Annotated in this window: 19 protein-coding genes, 1 tRNA gene and 1 other RNA gene; 12 read left to right on the top strand and 9 right to left on the bottom strand. The window is 70.6% G+C overall.

Annotated elements, in window-relative coordinates:
• The first annotated feature begins 36 nt into the window (after nucleotides 1–36).
• The 3 genes from RT323_RS04970 to RT323_RS04960 all read left to right on the top strand — a co-directional run bounded on the left by RT323_RS04970 (nucleotide 37) and on the right by RT323_RS04960 (nucleotide 3,631).
• Nucleotides 37–1,344: a threonine/serine exporter family protein gene (locus RT323_RS04970; RefSeq protein WP_313405518.1), complete on the top strand. Its 1,308-nt coding sequence runs from the start codon at nucleotides 37–39 to the stop codon at nucleotides 1,342–1,344.
• 69 nt (nucleotides 1,345–1,413) lie between these two features.
• Nucleotides 1,414–2,529: an acyl-CoA dehydrogenase family protein gene (locus RT323_RS04965; protein WP_313405516.1), complete on the top strand. Its 1,116-nt coding sequence runs from the start codon at nucleotides 1,414–1,416 to the stop codon at nucleotides 2,527–2,529.
• Nucleotide 2,530: 1 nt separating this feature from the next.
• Nucleotides 2,531–3,631 carry an acyl-CoA dehydrogenase family protein gene (locus tag RT323_RS04960; RefSeq protein ID WP_313405514.1) on the top strand — a complete coding sequence of 367 codons (1,101 nt, stop codon included), beginning with the start codon at nucleotides 2,531–2,533 and terminating at the stop codon, nucleotides 3,629–3,631.
• A gap of 74 nt (nucleotides 3,632–3,705) precedes the next feature.
• On the opposite strand, the gene RT323_RS04955 is transcribed toward RT323_RS04960, so the two are convergent.
• Nucleotides 3,706–4,755, bottom strand: coding sequence for a biotin/lipoate A/B protein ligase family protein (locus RT323_RS04955; protein ID WP_313405512.1), 1,050 nt, complete (start codon nucleotides 4,753–4,755; stop codon nucleotides 3,706–3,708).
• Between the two features lie 51 nt (nucleotides 4,756–4,806).
• Nucleotides 4,807–5,436, bottom strand: a complete 630-nt coding sequence (locus RT323_RS04950; protein ID WP_313405510.1) for a class I SAM-dependent methyltransferase — start codon at nucleotides 5,434–5,436, stop codon at nucleotides 4,807–4,809.
• Between the two features lie 100 nt (nucleotides 5,437–5,536).
• On the opposite strand from RT323_RS04950, the gene RT323_RS04945 reads away from it, so the two are divergent.
• Entirely contained in the window at nucleotides 5,537–6,133 is a 597-nt protein-coding gene (locus tag RT323_RS04945) for an XRE family transcriptional regulator (protein ID WP_313405509.1), read from the top strand.
• A gap of 28 nt (nucleotides 6,134–6,161) precedes the next feature.
• Here RT323_RS04945 and RT323_RS04940 read toward each other — a convergent pair whose 3' ends face one another.
• Nucleotides 6,162–7,115 (bottom strand): helix-turn-helix domain-containing protein, encoded by a 954-nt coding sequence (locus tag RT323_RS04940; RefSeq protein WP_313405507.1) that lies wholly within the window; start codon nucleotides 7,113–7,115, stop codon nucleotides 6,162–6,164.
• A 97-nt stretch (nucleotides 7,116–7,212) separates the two neighbouring features.
• Between RT323_RS04940 and RT323_RS04935 the strand changes: the two genes are divergently transcribed.
• Nucleotides 7,213–7,848, top strand: coding sequence for an isochorismatase family protein (locus RT323_RS04935; protein WP_313405506.1), 636 nt, complete (start codon nucleotides 7,213–7,215; stop codon nucleotides 7,846–7,848).
• Nucleotides 7,849–7,948: 100 nt separating this feature from the next.
• Here the strand turns inward: RT323_RS04935 and RT323_RS04930 are convergent.
• The 3 genes from RT323_RS04930 to RT323_RS04920 form a co-directional block, all read right to left on the bottom strand.
• Nucleotides 7,949–8,036 (bottom strand) — tRNA-Ser (locus RT323_RS04930).
• 60 nt (nucleotides 8,037–8,096) lie between these two features.
• Nucleotides 8,097–10,655: a DUF4153 domain-containing protein gene (locus RT323_RS04925; protein WP_313405504.1), complete on the bottom strand. Its 2,559-nt coding sequence runs from the start codon at nucleotides 10,653–10,655 to the stop codon at nucleotides 8,097–8,099.
• Nucleotides 10,652–11,347 carry a response regulator transcription factor gene (locus RT323_RS04920; RefSeq protein WP_313405502.1) on the bottom strand — a complete coding sequence of 232 codons (696 nt, stop codon included), beginning with the start codon at nucleotides 11,345–11,347 and terminating at the stop codon, nucleotides 10,652–10,654. Before RT323_RS04920 ends, RT323_RS04925 begins: the two co-directional genes overlap by 4 nt.
• 179 nt (nucleotides 11,348–11,526) lie before the next feature.
• Here RT323_RS04920 and ffs point away from each other — a divergent pair.
• Nucleotides 11,527–11,623: signal recognition particle sRNA small type (gene ffs, locus RT323_RS04915), an RNA gene on the top strand.
• Nucleotides 11,624–11,633: 10 nt separating this feature from the next.
• On the opposite strand, the gene RT323_RS04910 is transcribed toward ffs, so the two are convergent.
• Both RT323_RS04910 and RT323_RS04905 read right to left on the bottom strand, forming a co-directional pair.
• Nucleotides 11,634–12,401: a DUF2817 domain-containing protein gene (locus RT323_RS04910; protein WP_313405534.1), complete on the bottom strand. Its 768-nt coding sequence runs from the start codon at nucleotides 12,399–12,401 to the stop codon at nucleotides 11,634–11,636.
• Nucleotides 12,402–12,406: 5 nt separating this feature from the next.
• Complete coding sequence (locus RT323_RS04905) at nucleotides 12,407–13,990, bottom strand: helicase HerA-like domain-containing protein (protein ID WP_313405501.1); 1,584 nt, start codon at nucleotides 13,988–13,990, stop codon at nucleotides 12,407–12,409.
• A 104-nt stretch (nucleotides 13,991–14,094) separates the two neighbouring features.
• Between RT323_RS04905 and RT323_RS04900 the strand changes: the two genes are divergently transcribed.
• Nucleotides 14,095–14,397 carry a type II toxin-antitoxin system VapB family antitoxin gene (locus RT323_RS04900; RefSeq protein WP_313405499.1) on the top strand — a complete coding sequence of 101 codons (303 nt, stop codon included), beginning with the start codon at nucleotides 14,095–14,097 and terminating at the stop codon, nucleotides 14,395–14,397.
• Nucleotides 14,394–14,906 (top strand): LytR C-terminal domain-containing protein, encoded by a 513-nt coding sequence (locus RT323_RS04895; protein ID WP_313405497.1) that lies wholly within the window; start codon nucleotides 14,394–14,396, stop codon nucleotides 14,904–14,906. The genes RT323_RS04900 and RT323_RS04895 overlap by 4 nt, the downstream gene beginning before the upstream one ends.
• Here the strand turns inward: RT323_RS04895 and aroQ are convergent, their stop codons facing one another.
• Nucleotides 14,907–15,350: a type II 3-dehydroquinate dehydratase gene (gene aroQ, locus RT323_RS04890; protein WP_313405496.1), complete on the bottom strand. Its 444-nt coding sequence runs from the start codon at nucleotides 15,348–15,350 to the stop codon at nucleotides 14,907–14,909.
• A gap of 159 nt (nucleotides 15,351–15,509) precedes the next feature.
• On the opposite strand from aroQ, the gene RT323_RS04885 reads away from it, so the two are divergent.
• Genes RT323_RS04885 through RT323_RS04870 form a run of 4 tightly spaced genes read left to right on the top strand, consistent with a single transcriptional unit; the run spans nucleotide 15,510 to nucleotide 19,359 of the window.
• Nucleotides 15,510–16,034: a flavodoxin domain-containing protein gene (locus tag RT323_RS04885; protein ID WP_313405495.1), complete on the top strand. Its 525-nt coding sequence runs from the start codon at nucleotides 15,510–15,512 to the stop codon at nucleotides 16,032–16,034.
• Between the two features lie 3 nt (nucleotides 16,035–16,037).
• Entirely contained in the window at nucleotides 16,038–16,913 is an 876-nt protein-coding gene (locus RT323_RS04880) for an LLM class F420-dependent oxidoreductase (protein ID WP_313405494.1), read from the top strand.
• Nucleotides 16,914–16,972: 59 nt separating this feature from the next.
• Complete coding sequence (locus RT323_RS04875; protein ID WP_313405492.1) at nucleotides 16,973–18,361, top strand: cytochrome ubiquinol oxidase subunit I; 1,389 nt, start codon at nucleotides 16,973–16,975, stop codon at nucleotides 18,359–18,361.
• Nucleotides 18,358–19,359 (top strand): cytochrome d ubiquinol oxidase subunit II, encoded by a 1,002-nt coding sequence (locus RT323_RS04870; protein WP_313405490.1) that lies wholly within the window; start codon nucleotides 18,358–18,360, stop codon nucleotides 19,357–19,359. The genes RT323_RS04875 and RT323_RS04870 overlap by 4 nt, the downstream gene beginning before the upstream one ends.
• Nucleotides 19,360–19,381: the final 22 nt, after the last annotated feature.

Raw genomic sequence — 19,381 nt, 5'->3', positions numbered from 1 at the left:
CGTCCGCCGCCTTGACCCGTCCGTCACCGTGGAGGCATGACCAGCTCGGCGCCGCAGACCCTGCGGATCATGGACCTGGCCCTCCGTGTCGGAGAGATGCTCCTGTCCAACGGAGCGGGCACGGCCGACGTCTCCGCCACGATGGCCTCGATCGCGCATCATCTCGGGCTGCGCGGCACCTATGTCGACGTCACGCACATCATGCTGACGATGGTCCATGACCAGCAGCTGGACGAGCCGCCGCTGATCCTGCGTCGCAACGTCGTCCGGCGCGAGACCGACTTCGAGGACGTCACGGCGATCGATCGGCTGGTGGCGGACCTGCTCAACAACGAGATCGACCTCGACGAGGCGCGCCTGCGGCTCGGACAGATCGCCACCAGCGGGCACGCGCGACCGCGGTGGGTCGTGACCGCCGCGTCCGGCTCGGTCGGTGCCGGCGTCGCCCTGATGCTGGGAGGCGACCTGCTCGTGGTCGTGATCGCGTTCCTCGCCGCTGTCGCGATCGAGCTGCTGCGCCGGCCCATGGACGTCCGGCGGCTTCCCGAGTTCTACATCCAGGTCGTCGGCGGACTGTGCGCCTCGCTCATCGCCGTGCTCGCCGCGGCCGCCTCGGTGCCCGCGCCGCCGTCGCTGGTCATCGCCGCCAACATCGTCGTCCTGCTGGCCGGGCTCGGTCTCATGGGCTCGATCCAGGACGCCCTGACCGGGTACCACCTGACGGCCGTCGCCCGCCTGCTCGAGGTCGTGCTGGCGACGGGCGGCATCGTGGCGGGCGTCTCCGGCGGGATCATGGTCGGCCGGATGCTGGGCGTCGACCTCGGGTCGGGTACCGCGTGGCCCGACCTGTCCCACCTGCCGTACGTCACGATCGGCGCGGGAATCGCCGCGGCGGGCTTCGCGGTGGGCTCGTACGCCCCGTGGACCTCCATCCCCGTGATCGCCGTCATCGGCGCGGGCGCGGGGGCCCTCTCCGCCGCCTTGTTCCAGAACGGCCTCGACCGCCCGTGGGCGGCTGGTGCCGCCGCGTTCCTGCTCGGGGCCGCCAGCTACCCCGCGTCGCGGATCCTGCGGGTTCCGGCACTCGTGATCGTCGTCCCGGGGATCGTCCCGCTGCTCCCCGGGCTGACCATCTACCTCGCGCTGGCGCAGCTCTCCGAGGAGAGCCTCGGAGGCATCTTCTCGGGCATCACCGCCGGCGCGGTGGCGGTCGCCCTGGCGGCCGGCGTGATCCTGGGGGAGTACGCGGCTCAACCCATCGGGCGCGAGACGCGTAGGCTCGAAAGGCGGCTCTCCGGACCGCGCTTGGTGGGCCCGTTCCGGGCCAAGTCCCGCCGCAAGTGACTCGCTGGTGTCAACGGGAGTTGCACAGTAGTCTCGGGGCTAAGCAAGCGCTTAGTGCGAAAGGGCACCATGAGACTTCAGCTGTCAGCCGAGGACCAGGCTTTCCGTGAAGAGATGCGGGAATTCTTCACGACCCAGGTCCCCCAGGACATCCGCGACGCCGTGATCAACCGCGGCGAGCTCACGCAGGACCAGATCGTGCGCTCCCAGCAGGCCCTCAACGCCGGCGGCCTGGCCGTTCCCGGCTGGCCCGTCGAGTGGGGCGGCAAGGACTGGACCCAGCTCCAGCGCCACATCTGGCACGAGGAGATGCAGCTGGCCGGCGTCATGCCGCCGCTGGCGTTCAACGCCTCGATGGTCGGCCCGGTCATCGCCACCTTCGGCTCCCAGGAGCTCAAGGAGCGGTTCCTCCCGGCCACCGCCAACCTCGACATCTGGTGGAGCCAGGGCTTCTCCGAGCCGGACGCCGGGTCCGACCTCGCCGGCCTGCGCACCACCGCGGTCCGCGACGGCGACCACTACGTCGTCAACGGCCAGAAGACGTGGACCACGCTCGGCCAGTACGGCGACTGGATCTTCACGCTCGTGCGCACCGATCCCGATGCCCCGAAGAAGCAGATGGGCATCAGCTTCCTGCTGATCGACATGAAGACCGAGGGCCTCACGGTCCGCCCGATCGAGCTGATCGACGGCGGCCACGAGGTCAACGAGGTCTTCTTCGACAACGTCCGCGTCCCCGTCGAGAACCTCGTCGGCGAGGAGAACAAGGGCTGGACGTACGCCAAGTTCCTGCTCGGCAACGAGCGCGTGGGCATCGCCCGCGTCGGCGACAGCCAGCTGCACCTGGCCTCGGCCAAGAAGAAGGCCAAGGAGCTCGGCGTGTTCGACCAGTACGCGTCGCGGATCGCCGACATCGAGAACCAGCTGACCGCGCTCGAGCTCACCGCCCTGCGCGTGGCCGCCGGCTCCTCCGGCGACAAGCCGCACCCGGCCTCCAGCGTCCTGAAGATCAAGGGCTCGCAGCTGACGCAGGCCGTCTCGGACCTGCTCGTCGACCTCGAGGGTCCCGCGGCGATCACCAGCCGCGACACCCGCGTCTTCCTCAACAACCGCAAGGTGTCGATCTACGGCGGATCCAACGAGATCCAGCGCCAGATCATCGCCGGCACGATCCTGGGACTGTGACATGGACTTCACCATCGACTCCGAGCAGAAGGCTCTCGTCAAGGCCGTCCGCGGTCTGATCACCAACGTCTACGACTCGTCCGAGACCCGTCGTGAGGTCACCAAGTCCGAGCCCGGCTTCAACGCTTGGGAGCAGCTCGCCGAGATGGGCGTGCTGAGCCTGCCGTTCGAGGCCTCGCCCGTCGAGGTGTCGCTGGCCGCCGAGGAGCTCGGCAAGGTCATCGCCCCGGACCCGTTCGTCGAGGCGATCGTCCTGGCCGGCGGCCTGGTCGACGCGCTCGGCACCGATGACCAGAGGAAGCAGTACGTCGACGCCATCGCCGGCGGCGAGATCCTGCCGATCCTCGCGTGGCTCGAGCCGGGTCGTCGGTGGAGCGCCGAGGCGACGGGCGTCACCTACGCCGACGGCAAGCTCAACGGCGTCAAGGCGCCGGTCGTGCAGGCCGAGCGGGCCGATGTCCTCCTCGTGACGGCGGCCCTGCCCGAGGGCGGCACCGGCGTGTTCATCGTCGACGGCGCCACGGCCGTCGAGACGACCGTGACGAACGACGGCTCCCGCGCCGCCACCGTCACGTTCGCCGACACGCCCGCGGTCCCGCTGGGCAACGGTGGCGACCAGACGGGTGCGATCGACGTCGCGCTCGACCGGGCCCGCATCGCCTACGCGCACGAGGCGCTCGGCGCGATGGAGACCGCGCTCACCACGACGGTCGCCTACCTCAAGACGCGCAAGCAGTTCGGCGTCACGCTCAACACGTTCCAGGCGCTCAACCACCGCGCGGCCGACATGTACGTGGCGCTCGAGCTGGCTCGCAGCGCCATCACGTGGGCCACGATCGTCGCGGCCGACGAGGCCACCACGCCCGAGCAGCTGGCCACGGCGGCCTCGCACTCGGCGCTGCAGGTCAGCGTCGCCGGGCGCCACATCGGCCTGGACGCGATCCAGCTGCACGGCGGCATCGGCATGACGGCCGAGTACTCGGTCGGTCACTACGCCAGCCGCCTGATCGCGATCGAGCACCTGATCGGTGACGGCGAGTTCCACCGGGCCCGCCTCGCGGCCACGGTCGGCGACCACGACGTCTACGACCCGATCGGCTGACCCAGCCCTCACGAACGAGACCCGCCACCCTGTGGGGTGGCGGGTCTCGTCGTTGTGGCGGTGGCGGCCGGGGGTCACGGCACGCGGTGCGTCCACTGCGGCGTCGAGAACTTCTCGTCGACGAGGCGCTTCGCCTCGGTCAGCTCGGCCTGCGTGTAGTCGGTCTCCTGCGTGGCGTAGCGGTTGCGGAAGGTCTGCAGGAACGACTCGATGATCGCGTCGCGGGTCATGCCGGTCTGCGAGCGCATCGGGTCGACGCGCTTGTTGGCCGAGCGGGTGCCCTTGTCGCTCATCTTCTCGCGCCCGATGCGCAGGACCTCGGTCATCTTGTCCGCGTCGATGTCGTAGGCCATCGTCACGTGGTGCAGGACCGCGCCGCCGGCGAACCGCTTTTGGGCGGCGCCGCCGATCTTGCCGACCTCGCTGGCGATGTCGTTGAGCGGCACGAAGTGCGCCTTCACGCCCACCTGCGCGAGCGCCTCGATGATCCAGTCGTCCAGGAACGAGTAGGAGCGCTCGAAGCTGAGGCCCTCCACCAGCGACTGCGGGACGACGAGCGAGTACGTGATGCAGTTGCCGGGCTCCATGAACATGGCCCCGCCGCCCGAGACGCGGCGCACGACGTTGATGCCATGCTTCGCGGCGCCCTCGGGGTCGATCTCGTTGAGGTAGCTCTGGAACGAGCCCATCACCACGAGCGGGCTGTCCCAGTCCCAGATCCGCAGCGTAGGGGGACGGGTGCCGTCGGCGACCTCGCGCCCGATGATCTCGTCGAGGGCGACGTGCATCGCCGGGTCCATCACGGCCGGGCCGATGACGTCGAACGTGTGGTCGTGCCAGCCCGTCGCCTTGCCGAGCGCCCGCCGCACCGCGATCCCGACGGCCTCGGGCGTGAAGCCGATGAACGCCGTGTCGCGAGCGACCGCCGCGTCGATCGCCGACGCGAGCTGCTCGACCGACGCGTCGACGGACAGTCCGGTCAGGGCGGCGTTGACGTCGAACAGCGCCTCCTCGGGCTCGAGGAAGAAGTCGCCCGAGACGCTGACGTCGGCCAGCCTCCCGTTCTCGACCTCCAGATCAACCGCGACGAGCTTGCCTCCGAGGACCTTGTATTCACCACGCATGTCAGGGTCAACACCCGCCGGCGGCAGATGCTTCCGTGATCGGGCGCGGGCTCAGTGGCGGCGGGTCGCCCTGACGACCACGTCGTGGACGGTGGTCCCGTGTCCGGGCATGGATCGCTGTGACTCCTGGGCGGTCACGACCTCCCACTGGTCCGGGTCCAGGCGCGCGGTGATGGTGGCAGCCGTCGCCGATGCGGAGGCAGGCGGCTCCACGGACTCGTGCTCGTGGTCGCCGGGTGTCCCGTCATGGTGGAGATGGCCGACGAGCAGGAGGGTCCCGCCCGGCGCGACCCAGGACGCGAGCCGGTCGTAGAAGTCCAGCTGCGGCATCGCCGGGTGTGCGTAGTGGGTGGTCACCAGGTCGTAGCGGCTGTCCGGCTCCCACGTCGACAGGTCGGCCGGCGTCCACGTCACGTTCGCGGAGACGCCTGCGGCCGCGGCGCGCTCGGCGGCACGTTCGAGTGCCTCCGTCGCGATGTCGGCTCCGGTGACGCGCCACCCGCGCGTGGCCAGCCAGACAGCCTCGGCGCCGGCCCCGCAGCCGGCGTCCAGCGCCGTGCCGGGCGTCAGCTCCGCCACCTCGCGGACGAGATGCGGGTTGGGCTCGCCGGCTCCCATGGCCGCGGCCCGGTCGCCCTGCCAGATCCCGTCCCAGTACTCCTGGTCGAACGTGTGCTCCATGTGCGCCTCTCCTCGGGCGGCCGTGCGCCACCCTCACCTCGAGCGTGACGATCGGACGCCCTGAACGCAATCCTTGTTGCCGAATGGCAAAATACTCGGCATGACCGATTCCACGGATCGCACCCTCGACGCCGTGGGGCCGCGGCTCAAGCGACTGCGTCAGCGCCGGGACATCACCCTGGCGGACCTCGCGGACGAGACCGGCATCTCGACCAGCACCCTGTCCCGGCTCGAGGCGGGTCTGCGCCGGCCCACCCTCGAGCAGCTGCTGCCCCTCGCCCGCGCCCACGGCGTCACGCTCGACGAGCTCGTGGACGCCCCGCCGACCGGCGACCCACGTGTCAACCTGCGGCCGATCCCGTCGGGCGACGGCGGCACCGTCGTGCCGTTGAGCCGCCGGGCCGGCGGCATCCAGGCCTACAAGTTCATCCTGCCCGCGGGGCGCGATGACGCCGAGCCCGAGCTGCGCACCCATGAGGGTCACGACTGGGCGTTCGTGCTCAACGGTCGGCTCAGGCTCGTCCTGGGCGAGCACGACCTCACCCTCGAGCCGGGTGAGGCCGTCGAGTTCGACACCAGGACGCCGCACTGGTTCGGTGCCACCAGCTCAGGTCCGGTGGAGTTCCTCAGCCTCGTCGGCAAGCAGGGCGAACGTGCACACGTGCGCGCCGCACCGGTGCGACAGGCCGGGCGCTAGCGGCGGGCTTGCCGATCGGACCCGCTCGTCACTCCTGCACTGTCACCGCGAATCGGCGACGGTACGAGGTGGGCGTCGTGCCGTAGGCACTCACGAAGCGCTGTCGGAAGGTCACCACGCTGCCGAAGCCGCTGCGCGTGGCCACGGCGTCGATGGGCAGGTCCGAGCGCTCCAGGAGTCGGCGGGACTCGTCGAGGCGCCGCGCCAGCAGCCACCGGGCGGGACTGGAGCCCGTGGTTTCGGTGAAGCGGCGGCTGAAGTTGCGCTTGCTCATCCGGGCGTGGGTCGCCATGGCCTCGACGTCGGTGCGCTGGTCCAGGTTCCCCAGGGCCCACTCGATCGTGGCACCGAGCTGCCCGGTGCCGTCGGGCTCGGGCATCGGCCGGCTGATGTACTGCGCCTGGCCGCCGTCTCGGTGCGGTGCCACGACCAGGTGCCTCGCCAGGGTGGCCGCCGCCTCCGAGCCCAGCTCCCGGCGGACGATGTGCAGGCACGCGTCGAGGGCCGACGCGGTCCCGGCGGAGGTCAGCACGTCATCGTGGTCCACGTAGATCGCGTCCGCGTTCACCACGACCGAGGGGTACCGCGTCGACATCCGGTCGGCGGCGCCCCAGTGCGTGACCACGGCCCTGCCGTCGAGCAGTCCGGAGTCGACCAGGGGGAAGGCGCCCAGGCACAGGCCGGCCAGCTGCGCGCCGCGTCCTGCCGCCTCCCGGATCGCTGTCGCCACCTCGTCGCCGGGTGGGCGCAGGTCGGCGTGCCACGACGGGAAGACGAGCAGGTCGGCATCGCGGGCGGCGTCGGGGCCGCTCAGGTCGGCCAGGGTCATCCCCTCGGCCGTCGTCACCCGCGGCTCGGCGCTCCACACGGTGGTCTGCCACGAGTCATCGAGCCCCAGTGACCGGACCTCGGCGAACACGGTCGTCGGCACCGAGAGGTGGAACATGCTGATGCCGTCGAAGGCATGGACGGCGATCTTCATTGTCCTGAATCCATCGGTAGTCGGCATTCGTGCCACTCACGGTACTCCCCGTGGCGAGCGAGGATCGAGTTCCACCCCCGAACACAGGAGATTGCCAGTGACTTCCCAGCGCCGCGCCCTCGTCGTCGTCGACGTCCAGAACGAGTACTTCGACGGCATCCTGCAGATCCAGTACCCGCCGCGCGACGAGACCCTCGCCAACATCACGCGGGCCATGGACGTCGCCACCGAGCTCGCGATGCCCGTGCTCGTGCTCCAGCACGAGATGCCCGAGGGAGCGCCCGTCTTCGCTGTCGGCTCCACCAGCTGGTCGCTGCATCCCGAGATCGAGAGCCGCATGAAGCCCGAGTTCAAGCTGGCCTCGAAGGTGTACGGCAGCGCCTTCACCGGAGAGGGGGTCGCCCAGTGGCTGCAGGAGCAGCAGGTCGACACGATCACGATCGTCGGGTACATGACCAACAACTGCGACATCGCGACGGCCGTCGATGCCGAGGCCCGTGGCATCACCGCCGAGGTCCTCTCCGACGCGTCGGGCGCCATCCATCTCGCGAACGAGGCCGGGAGTGTCTCGGCCGAGCAGCTCCACACGACGCTGATGGTGTTGTTGAACTCCAACTTCGCGGCCGTCGGCGACACCGACTCGTGGATCCAGGCCGCCCGCGCGGGCACGGCCCTGCCCAAGAGCGACCTCGGCACCTCGGCCACCCAGGGAAGCGCCCAGTTCGGCGGGTGAGCTCGCCGGCGGTCATGGTGCGGGATCGCCTTCGCAGCCGTGAAAACGAAGGAACCAGCGGCGTCGCGATGGTGCGACTGCCCGCTGGTTCCGTCGTTGCTGGCGGAGGATAGGGGATTCGAACCCCTGAGAGCTTTCACTCAACCCGCTTTCCAAGCGAGCGCACTAGGCCACTATGCGAATCCTCCGCCGAGGAGTCTACGTGGCGACCGCGACGGCGGGCCAGTCGGGATGGACCCGGCGCCGGGTCAGTCGTCGGTCTGGCCCGGGCACGCCTGCTCGTAGTCCGTCTTCGTGCTCGTCTCGAGGCCGATGTCCTCGGCGCGATCGCGGCCCAGGTTCCACCCGAACAGGCTCGCGTCGTCTCGGCGATCGGGCGACAACGCGCACGCCTGGTCGGCTCCGAGCCGCTCACTCAGGGTCGGGACGGCGTCGTCCGACAGCTGTGAGAGGAAGTACCAGTCGACCTTGCCAGTGGACTCGTAGCGATCGAGGTTGTGGTCGGCGATCCACGCGTCCGGATTGATGGCCGCGATCCCCAGCAGCAGGACCGCGCCGCTGAGCACGCCGAACCGCGGGAGCCACGCGCCGCGCAGGCGCCAGCCCGCGACGAGCGTCGCCAGCACCAGCAGGCCCAGCCAGCCCTCGAAGACGTCGACGAGCAATCGCAGCTGGGTGAAGCCGTAGGCCTCCTGGTAGAGCGCCATCCGGTTCAGCGCCGACGCCACCACCAGCAGCGTCATGACGCACAGTAGTCCGAGCGCTCCGCGCAGCCAGGCGCGGTCGGCCACCGTCTCGCGCGGGGCCTTGCGCGACGCGGCCCAGACGACGAACAGCGTGAGCGCGGTGGCGACCGTGAGCTGGCCGAAGCCCTGGTGGACGTACTCGGCGTAGGTCAGGCCGGTGGTGCGCTCGAAGTAGTCACGCCCGCCGAAGATCGCGGCGGCCTGTGCCACGAGGAACGCGATGAACACGGCGTCGACGACCAGGACCGGGACGAGCCACTCGAACCGCTTCGCCACCGGGCGGTCGTCCCATCGGACCGTGTCGACCTCCGGCGGGTTCAGTGCGAGGTAGGCGCCGGCCAGGGCGATGCCACCGATCGCGATCGCGACGAACAGCCGGACCGCGAAGTCCGCCGAGCCGAGGTCGGGGACGAGCGCGCCGAACCACTGCGCGAACAGGGCGTCGGCCGACATGAACAGGAAGGTGAACACCGTGACTCCCAGCGCCGACCACAGCGCGGTCCGCAGGACGGCGATGCCGTGTCCGGCGCCGGTCAGCATCCGGATCGTCCGCCCGAGCCACGGGATGCCCCGCAGCCCGGCCACCGGCCACGACATGGCCGAGATCACGAACGACGGGACGTTGCGTGCGTCGGTGAGCGCCATCGTGCTGATCGCCCCGCCGGCCATCAGGCACAGGATCACGATCCACTCGGCGTCGCGCAGCAGCGCCGTGGAGGCCAGGGCCGTGCACAGCAGCGCGCAGGCGATCGTGAACGGCTCCCGCCGACGAGGACTCGCCGTCAGCAACAGCAGGCCCGCCGCCATCAGGACCAGGAACACACCCAGCCCGAGGTCGTGGAACGGCAACGCGACACCGGCCAGCACACCGACGCCGATCGCCCAGCCGAGCAGGAGCGGCCGTCCGGGGACACCGCGGTCGGGCCAGAACCCGCCGAACAGCGAGTCCGTCATGGACGGCACGGGCGGCGCGGTGTTCGCCGGCGGATGGGCCGGGAGCGGTGCGGGGGCGGGAGTCTGGGGCACGGGTGTCTCCTTCGGAAGGTCCTCGACGAAGTTCGAGGGATGAGTCGGGAGGGCGACCTGGACGCGGGCGCCGGAGCGGCCCGGCTCGGGGTCGACGAAGCGGATCGATCCGCCATGCAGGTCGGTGACCCAGCGGGCGATCGCCAGGCCCAGGCCGGTGCCGCCGCCGCCCTCGGTCTCGGTCAAGGTGCCGAAGCGCTCGAACGCGCGCTCACGGTCGGCGGGAACAACGCCGGGGCCCTCGTCGGTGACCTCGAGGGTCCAGTCGGTGTCGTCCGCCGTCGCGCGGAGCGACACCGTCCCGCCCGCCGGGCTGTGTCGCACGGCGTTGTCGACGAGATTGGCCACGAGCTGGCCCAGCCTGGCCGCGTCGGCCTCGACGTTCAGTCGTGCCGGCTGGACGTCCACGGCGACCTCGACGTCGCGGTCGCCGTACTGGAACTCCGCGGCCGCCGAGGTGAGCAGCTCGCGCACGTGGACGGTCTCGAGCGTCATCGGTGCGGCGCCGGAGTCGAGGCGCGACAGGTCCAGCAGGTCCGAGACGAGGGCCGACAGCCGCTCCGCCTGCGCCAGCGCGGTCTGCAGTGCGGCCGGATCAGGCTCGCTGACCCCGTCCGCGAGGTTCTCCAGCAGCGCGCACATCGCCGTCAGCGGGGTGCGCAGCTCATGGCTCACGTTGGCGATCAGGTCGCGTCGCTGGCGGTCGACCTGCTCGAGGTCGGCGGCCATCCGATTGAACGCGCGGGCCAGCTCGCCGATCTCGTCGCGGGACGTGTCGGTGATGCGCGTGCGGTGGTCTCCGCGCGCCATCCGGGCGGCGGCGACGGTCATCTGCCGCAGCGGCGACGTCATGCCCGTCGCGAGCAGCTGGGTCACCGCCAGGGCGAGTGCGATCGTGACCGGGATGCTGAGCCAGATCGGCACGCCGCCGGCGGATCCGAACGTGGCCACGAGCGAGGCCACCGTGACGCTGATCGCCACCAGCAGTCCCAGCTTGACCTTGACCGAGTTGATCGGGTCCAGGGGGCGGTTCATCGGTCGCCACCGACCTCGAGCGCGTAGCCGACGCCGTGCACGGTGCGGATCCGCTCGGTGCCGATCTTCGCGCGGAGCCCCTTCACGTGGCTGTCGACCGTGCGCGTCCCGGACGCGTCGGCCCAGCCCCACACGTCGGCCAGCAGGCGCTCGCGCGACAGCACGTCGCCGGGCGTCTCGGCGAGGCAGACCAGGAGGTCGAACTCGGTGGGCGTCAGATGGATCTCGGAGCCGTCCACCCAGACCCGCCGGGCGCCGACGTCCAAACGCAGGCCCTCCCATTCGCGGACCGATCCCTGCGCGGAGGCCGCCAGCTCGGCGGCACGATCGACCCGCCGCAGCAGGGCCGAGACCCGCGCGACCAGTTCGCGCATCCGGAACGGCTTGGTCAGGTAGTCGTCCGCGCCGACCGCCAGACCCACCAGCACGTCGGCCTCGTCGTCGCGCGCGGTGAGCATCAGGACCGGGACGGGCCGCACGGCCTGGATCCGGCGACAGACCTCGTGCCCGTCGAACCCGGGGAGCATCACGTCCAGCACGACGAGGTCGGGATCGTGCTCCTTGAAAGCAGCCACCGCACCGGGACCGTCCCAGGCGCGCGCCACCTCGTACCCCTGCGAGGTCAGCCGCTCGGTGACGGCGGCGCCGATGGTGGGCTCGTCCTCGACGAGCAGGATGCGGCGTGCGGTCATGACGCCACCTCCGAAGGAAGGGCAGAGTACGTCGGCGCCGTCATGCTCCCAACCTAGGAGGCCGGGTCGTCGGGATGCGGGGACGAATCGTGAAGATCCTGTGCAGGTCGCCGACGACGAGGGCCCGAGGCGGCGCGGCGGGGTCGTTCACCCGGCTGGAACCGAACCCGTATGCTGGGAGCAGCCCCTCGCGTGGCGGCACATCACCCAACTCCCCCAGGGCAGGAATGCAGCAAGGGTCAGTGGTCCCTGCCGGGTACGCGAGGGGTCCTTTCGTCTCCGGAGCTCAGCGGTGGACGCGCGCGGCCCGCAGGATCCCGTGGGCGGCCTTGTACGTCCTGAACGCCTTCGACGGCGTGGCGCCGTACTCGATCGTGATCGCCGTGCCGGCCTTGCCGTGGTAGCGGTTGTACCACCCGGTGAGCGTGGGCGAGGTGCCCTTGCCCTGCACGACACCGAAGTGCTTGCGCTGGAGTCCCAGCTGCTTCGCCAGCCGCTTCTCGAACGCGACGTCCTTGTCGGACTTGCCGATGCCGTTGAGCGGTTGGTGGATCGAGGCGATGTAGTCGGGGCGATGCTTCTTCAAGAAGCGCATCATCGCCCGGGTCTCGCGCTCGCTGCCCTTCTTGCTGCCGCCGTACGTGCGTGACCCCTTGGTGCCCCTGATCCAGCCGCTGGTGGGCCAGTTGCGGTTGAGGTCGACGCCGCGGGCGTTGGTGCGGGTGCCGTTCGACCGCCCGTCCGGGTTCATCGAGGGGATGATCCACACGCCGGTCCCGGCTCGCGGCCGCAGTCGCCTGGCCGCGTGCAGCGCGGTGTCGCGCCCGGCGGGCTCGTCGCCGTGCATCTGGCCCAGCACCAGCAGGGTGCGCTTGGCGTTCGGGTCGCCGCGGTACAGCGCGACGATCTTGCGTCCCTCGTGCGTCGTGCCGACCACGACCCGCTTCTTGACGTAGCTGGGCGCGGCCTCGGCCGTCGAGCTGATCAGCACGGGCGCGACCAGACCGGCCGCCAGCACGAGCCCGGCGACGACTGCATGGATCCTCGGGCGCATCGTGCTCACCTTTTCTTCCTCGTGAAGATCGCCTTCACGATCTCGCGGGCCGCGGTGCGGCTGGCCTCGCCGATCGCCTTCTCCATCGGCGACATCCGCCGGGTGGTCCGTCCGCGGGACCGCGTGGTGCTGCGGCCGAGGTCCTTCTCGAGCCTCGCGGACTCCTCGGCGGCGCGCTTGCGCTCGGCCTCGGCGGCGACCACCTCGGCCTCGGCCGCCGCGGCGGTGGCCGAGCGTTCGGCCAGGACCGAGGCGGCACCGCCGCCGGCTGCTCTGGCGGCGTACTTGGTCGTCAGGGGCGACGCCGCGACAGCCGCCTCGAGCACGTCGGGGGCACTGGGATCCATCGATCCCTGGGGCGCCCGGACCCGTGTCCACGCCACCGGCGACGGCGCGCCCTTCTCGTTCATCACCGTGACGATCGCCTCGCCCGTCGCCAGTTGGGTCAGCACCTCCTCGAGGTCGTAGTCCGAGTGTGGATACGTCGACACCGTGGCGCGCAGTGCCTTGGCGTCCTGCGGGGTGTGGGCCCGGAGCTGGTGCTGGACGCGCGAGCCCAGCTGGGCCAGCACGTCGTCGGGCACGTCCTTGGGAGTCTGGGTCACGAAGAAGACGCCGACCCCCTTCGAGCGGATCAGCCGCACGGTCTGCACGACGATCTCGAGGAAGTCCTTGGACGCGTCCTTGAACAGCAGGTGCGCCTCGTCGAAGAAGAAGACGAGCTTCGGCTTGTCCGTGTCGCCGACCTCGGGCAGCGTCGAGAACAGCTCGCGCAGCAGGAACATGAGGAAGGTCGAGAACAGCCGCGGCTGGTCCTGGACGCCCGGCACCTCGAGCAGCGAGACGATCCCGCGGCCGTCGGCGGCGGTGCGCAGGATGTCGGCGACGTCGAACGACGGCTCGCCGAAGAACGCGTCCGCGCCGGTGTCCGCGAAGGTGACGAGCTCGCGCAGGATCACCCCGACGGTGGCGCTCGACAGGCCGCCGATCGCCTTCAGCTCGGGCTTGCCCTCGTCGCTGTCGAGGAACGCCACGACCGCGCGCAGGTCCTCGAGGGTGACGAGCCGCAGCTCGGCCTTGCGCGCGTAATGGAAGACCAGGGCCAGGGACGACTCCTGCGTGGCGTTGAGGTCGAGCACCTTGGCCAGCAGGACCGGCCCGAACGCGTCGACCGTCGCGCGGATCGGCGTGCCCGTGCCACGCCCGCCCAGGGTGAGGAACTCGGTGGCCGAGGCGGTGGGCTGCCAGTCCTGGCCGATGCTGCGGGTGCGCTCGAGCAGCGGCTCGCTGGCGGTGCCCGCCGTGGCGATGCCGGACAGGTCTCCCTTGATGTCGGCGGCGAAGACGGGGACCCCACCGGCGGCGATCTGCTCGGCCAGCACCTGCAGCGTCTTGGTCTTGCCCGTGCCGGTGGCGCCGGCGACGAGCCCGTGCCGGTTCAGCATCCGGAAGGGGATGCGCACGGGCACGTCCGCACGCGGTTCGCCGTCGACGACGAGCGCGCCGATCTCGAGTGCCGCGCCCTTGAAGGCGTACCCCGTGCGGATCTGCTCGATCTGGTCGGACGGAGCTGCTGCCGGTTCGGTCATGGGCTCAGGCTAATCGCGTCCGCGGACAGCGACCCGGTTCCGCGGCGCCGCTCCCTGCGTCGAGACTGCACGTCGGCGCAGGGTGGGCCCCTTAGACTGACCGGGTGATCTTTCGCCGCGTGGGGGACGGGCGTCCGTACCCCGACCATGGACTGAGCCAGGCTCAGTGGGCCGCCATCGCGCCCACCCAGGTCCGCCTCGACGATCTCACCACGACCAAGACCACGCTCGACCTCGAGACCCTCCTCGACGACGACTCGACGTATTTCGGCGATCTGTTCGCCCACGTCGTCGGCTGGAAGGGCGAGCTCTTCCTCGAGGACGGACTGCACCGCGCCCTGCGTGCCGCGCTGCAGCAGCGAACCATGATGCACGCGCGCGTCCACACGATCGGCAAGCAGGCATGAGCAAGTCCATGGAGCGACTCGTCGTCGCCGGAGCCGTCGGCGTCTTCATCGGCGGCGCGTTCCTGGGGGTCAACCTCGCGTTCAGCGAGCCCGAGTCGGTCGCCGAGGAACCCGCCTGCGAGGTCCGCGAGATCGCCCCGGGCGAGGTGCTCAGCAGCAACCTGGTGATGGTCGACGTCTACAACGCCAGCAAGCGCGCCGGTCTGGCCAACCGGGTCAAGATCAACCTCGAGCGTCGCGGCTTCCTCGGCGGCGTCACGAAGAACAACCCCGGCAAGCTGTCGCCGAAGAACGTCGCCGTCCTGTCCGCCGACCCGCAGGACCCCCGCGCCAAGCTGGTCGCGGCCCAGTTCAAGGGCAAGGTCCAGCGCATCAAGCCCGACTTCGTCGTGGACAACGACATCTCGGTGCTGGTGGGGCCGGACTACAGCGGCTTCAGGGACGCGCGCACCAAGCTGCGCACCGACACCGCGGTCACCGTCTGCGTCCCGGCCATCACGCTGCCCTGATCAGCCCTCGAGGCGGGCGATGAGCTGCTCGGTCGCGGTTCCGTAGCCCGCCACGCCCTGACCGATCACGTGCACGTCCGCGACGTCGGCGACGTACGAGTGGTGACGGAACGGCTCGCGCGCCATGACGTCGCTGATGTGCACCTCGGCGACCGGCAGGGCCACCCCCGACAGCGCGTCGCGCAGCACCACCGACGTGTGGGTCAGGCCGCCGGGGTTGATCACGATGCCCGCGCAGTCGTGGCGCGCCTCGTGGATCGCGTCGATCAGGACGCCCTCGTGGTTGCTCTGGACCGCTCGCACCTCGTACCCGTGGGCGACGGCCGCCGCCGTGACGATCGCCTCGACGTCGGCGAGGGTCTCGGATCCGTAGATCGTGGGCTCGCGGGTGCCGAGCAGGTTCAGGTTGGGTCCGTTGACGAGCAGCAGGCGGCGCGTGGTCACGCCGCTCAACCTACCGGCGCCCGCGGTGACGGTTTCCCCGGTTAACCGGGGAAGCCGTCACTTCACGAGGGTTGCGATCCTCGAGAAGTGCCAGAGAACCTCGTGAAGTTGCCGGACGGACGCCGCCGGATGACCCCGGTCCCGTCCTAGCCTCGAGGCATGACCCTCGTCGTCCACGCCTCGAAGTACGGATCAGCCCAGCGGTACGCGGAGTGGATCGCCGAGTCCATCGAAGCCCCGGTGACATCCTCCGACGAGGTCGACGCGCAGCGGCTCGCCGACGAGGACCTCGTCGTGTTCTGCGCGTCCATCTACGGGCCCAAGCTGCGCGACTGCTCGATCCTGCGCGACGCGATGGGTCGGGGGAGCCGCACACGATGGGTCCTCGTGACGGTCGGGTTGAGCGACCCGGCGCTGTCCACGAAGCGCGACGAGCTCGTCGCGGCCAAGTTCGACGAGGACCTGCGCCAGCGGCTCGAGGTCGTGCACCTGCGCGGCGCGATGGATCGCGACCGGCTCTCGCTCGTCGAGAAGTCGATGATGGCCGGGATCCGTACCGCCCTGGCCGCCAAGCGGGACCGGACCGCCGAGGACCAGGCGATGCTCGACGTCCTGGAGCCCGTGCGGGTCGACCTCACCGACCGCGCAGCGATAGCGCCGGTCGTCGAGGCGTGCCTACGCTGAGGAATGCGATTCAGCGTCCACGTCTACAACTTCACGATCCCCGGCGAGCCGGCCTCGCTCGCCCCGACCCTGGCCGAGACGGCACGCCTGGCCGAACAGTCCGGTGCCGACGCCGTCACCTTGATGGACCACTACTTCCAGATGGAGACCGTCGGGAGGTCCGAGGACCCGATGCTCGAGGGCTACACGGGGCTGGGCTATCTCGCCGGCGTCACCGAGCGGGTCAAGCTCGGCCTGCTGGTCACGGGCGTCACCTACCGGCACCCGGGCCTGCTGGCCAAGATCGTCACGACGCTCGACGTCCTGTCGGGCGGCCGGGCCATCCTCGGCCTCGGCGCCGCCTGGTACGAGCGTGAGCACCTCGGGCTCGGCGTCCCGTACCCCTCGATGAAGGAGCGGTTCGAGCGGCTCGAGGAGACATTGCAGATCGTCCATCAGATGTGGAGCGACAACGACGGCGCGTACGAGGGCAAGCACTACCAGCTGGCCGAGACGATCTGCCATCCAGCGCCGATCCAGCGTCCGCACCCGCCGATCATGCTCGGCGGCATGGGTGAGAAGAAGACGCTGCGGTTCGTCGCCGAGTACGGCGACGCGTGCAACCTGTTCCCGGCCGGCACCGACGTCATCCGTCACAAGCTCGAGGTCCTGGACCGGCACTGCGCCGACGTGGGCCGTGACCCCGCCGACATCCTGCGCACCCTGCAGGGTCCGGGGGACGCCGTGAAGGAGCCCGAGAAGTTCCTCGAGGAGATCGCCGCGTACGCCGAGCTGGGCATCCAGTCGGTCTCGGTCTCCCCGCACGGGCCCGACCCGGTGGGCTGGGTGAGCGAGTTCGCCGAGAAGGTCGCGCCGCGACTGGCCGAGATCGGCCGCTGAGCCCGGCCGCCTCACCCGCACCAGCGGTGTGAGGCGGTTTTCGGGGGTACGTTCGTGCCATGGTGGTCCTCGAGGTCGCCCAGGCGCTGGCCGGAGAGGATCCGGCCGGACTCCTGCCTGCGCGACAGCAGATGGCGCTCTCCCTCGGGTGGCACATCGTGCTGGCGTCCTTCGGCGTCGCGTTCCCGGCGATGATCCTCGTCGCGCACTGGCGCGGCGTGTACCGCGACGACCCCGTTGCCTTGACCCTCGCCCGTCGCTGGGCGAAGGTGTCGGCCGTCCTGTTCGCGATCGGAGCGGTGTCCGGGACGGTCCTGAGCTTCGAGATGGGTCTGCTCTGGCCCGGGCTGATGGGTCCCTTCGGGGACGTTCTCGGACTGCCGTTCGCCTTCGAGGGGCTGTCCTTCTTCGTCGAGGCGATCTTCCTCGGCATATACCTGTACGGCTGGGGACGGCTGCGTCCGCGGCTGCACCTGCTGATGATCGTCCCGATGGCCGTCGCGGGGGTCGTGGGCACCTACTGCGTCATCTCGGTCAACGCCTGGATGAACATGCCCGTGGGCTTTCGCATCGAGGGCGGCGAGGTGGTCGACGTCGACCCGTGGGCGGTGCTGTTCAATCCCGGAGCGGTCCTGCAGTTCGCGCACATGTGGGTCGCGGCCTACATGGTCGCTGGATTCCTCGTCGCGGGCGTCTACGCGGCCGGCATGCTCCGGGGGCGCCGCGACCGTCATCACCGGTTGGGCTTCACGGTGCCGTTCGCGTTCGCCAGCGTGGGCGCCGTCGTGCAGCCGTTCGTCGGTCACCTGCTGGGACTGCGCATCGCCGAGGCGCAACCGGCGAAGCTCGCGGCGTTCGAGCTGGCGACCGAGACGGAGAGTCCTTCGCCGCTGCGCCTCGGCGGCCTGCTGATCGACGGGGAGGTTCGGTACTCGCTGGACATTCCCGGCCTGGGCTCGATCATCGCCCGGAACTCCTTCACCGAGCCCGTCGTCGGCCTGAACTCGATCCCGGCCTCCGACCATCCGCCGGTCAACATCACCCACGTCGCGTTCCAGACGATGGTCGGGATCGGGACGCTCCTGGTCGTGGTCGTCTTGGTGTACTGGCTCGCCCGCTGGCGTGGCCACGACCTCACCGCGAACCGGTGGGCGCTGCGCCTGGCCGTCGTCGCCGGCCCGCTGGCCGTCGTCGCGCTCGAGGCGGGCTGGATCGCCACCGAGGTGGGCCGTCAGCCGTGGGTGGTCTACGGCGTGCTCCGGACCCCCGACGCGGCGGGCGACAACCCCGACATCTGGATGCTGCTCGTCGCCACCGCGATCCTCTACACGGCACTGACCGTGGGAGCGGTCACCGTGCTGCGCTCCATGGCCCGGCGGTGGCGTGCGGGTGAGGAGGACCTCCCGAGCCCGTACGGCCCGCAGGACGAGAGCCCGGTGCCGCGGTGAGTCTCGCGGTGGCCGTGGCCGTGGCCCTCTTCGTCGGCGTCATCGCCTACGCACTCTTCGGCGGAGCCGACTTCGGCACCGGCTTCTACGACCTCACCGCCGGTGGGTCCCGGAGCGGGGCCGAGTTGCGGACGCTCGTGGACCACAGCATCGGGCCGGTCTGGGAGGCGAACCACGTGTGGCTGATCTACGTGCTCGTCATGTGGTGGACGGGGTTCCCGGAGTCCTTCGCGGCCGCGATGGACACGCTGATCCTGCCGATGCTCCTCGCGTTGCTGGGCATCGTGCTGCGCGGCGCCGCCTTCGCCTTCCGCAAGTTCGCGGCCACGCTGGGCCAGGCCCGGCTGTACGGGGCGGTGTTCGCCGGGTCGTCGCTCATCACGCCGTTCTTCCTCGGGACCGTGGCCGGCGCGATCGCCTCGGGGCGGGTGCCGATGGACGGAACGGGCGACCGATGGTCCTCGTGGTTGAACCCGACGTCGGTCTTCGGCGGGTTGATCGCGGTGGGGACCTGCGCCTTCCTCGCCGGCGTGTTCCTGACAGCCGACGCGAGCCGCGCCGGCCACTCGGACCTCGCCGAGTCGTTGCGCCGCCGCACGCTGGGTGTGGGGGTCTGCACGGGAGCGGTGGTGTTCGCCGCGCTGGTGCCGATCACACGGGACGCTCCCACCCTCGCCGACGGGCTCGAGGGGCGGGCCGCGCCCCTCATCGTGGCCTCGGCGGTGGCGGGAGCCGCCACGCTGGTGCTGCTGCTGCGCCGGCTCCACCGGCCTGCACGCGTGACCGCGGTGCTCGCCGTCGGATCAGTCGTCGCCGGGTGGGGCGTGGCGCAGTACCCGTGGCTCCTCGTGGACGAGGTCCTGATCGTCGACGCGGCCGGCGCGGACGCGACCCTCGTCGGCCTGCTCGTCGTCGTCGGGCTGGCAGCGCTCGTCGTGCTGCCTCCGCTGGCCTACCTGTTCTGGCTCACCCAGTCGCAGGAGTGGACCGAGCACTGACACGGTCGGGCCCCGGGGAGGG

The organism is Aeromicrobium sp. (assembly GCF_032084975.1).
In the GTDB taxonomy this organism is placed as follows: domain Bacteria; phylum Actinomycetota; class Actinomycetes; order Propionibacteriales; family Nocardioidaceae; genus Aeromicrobium.
The sequence above is the reverse complement of the archived record's forward strand: the minus strand, read 5'-3'. Positions and strand labels throughout refer to the sequence as shown.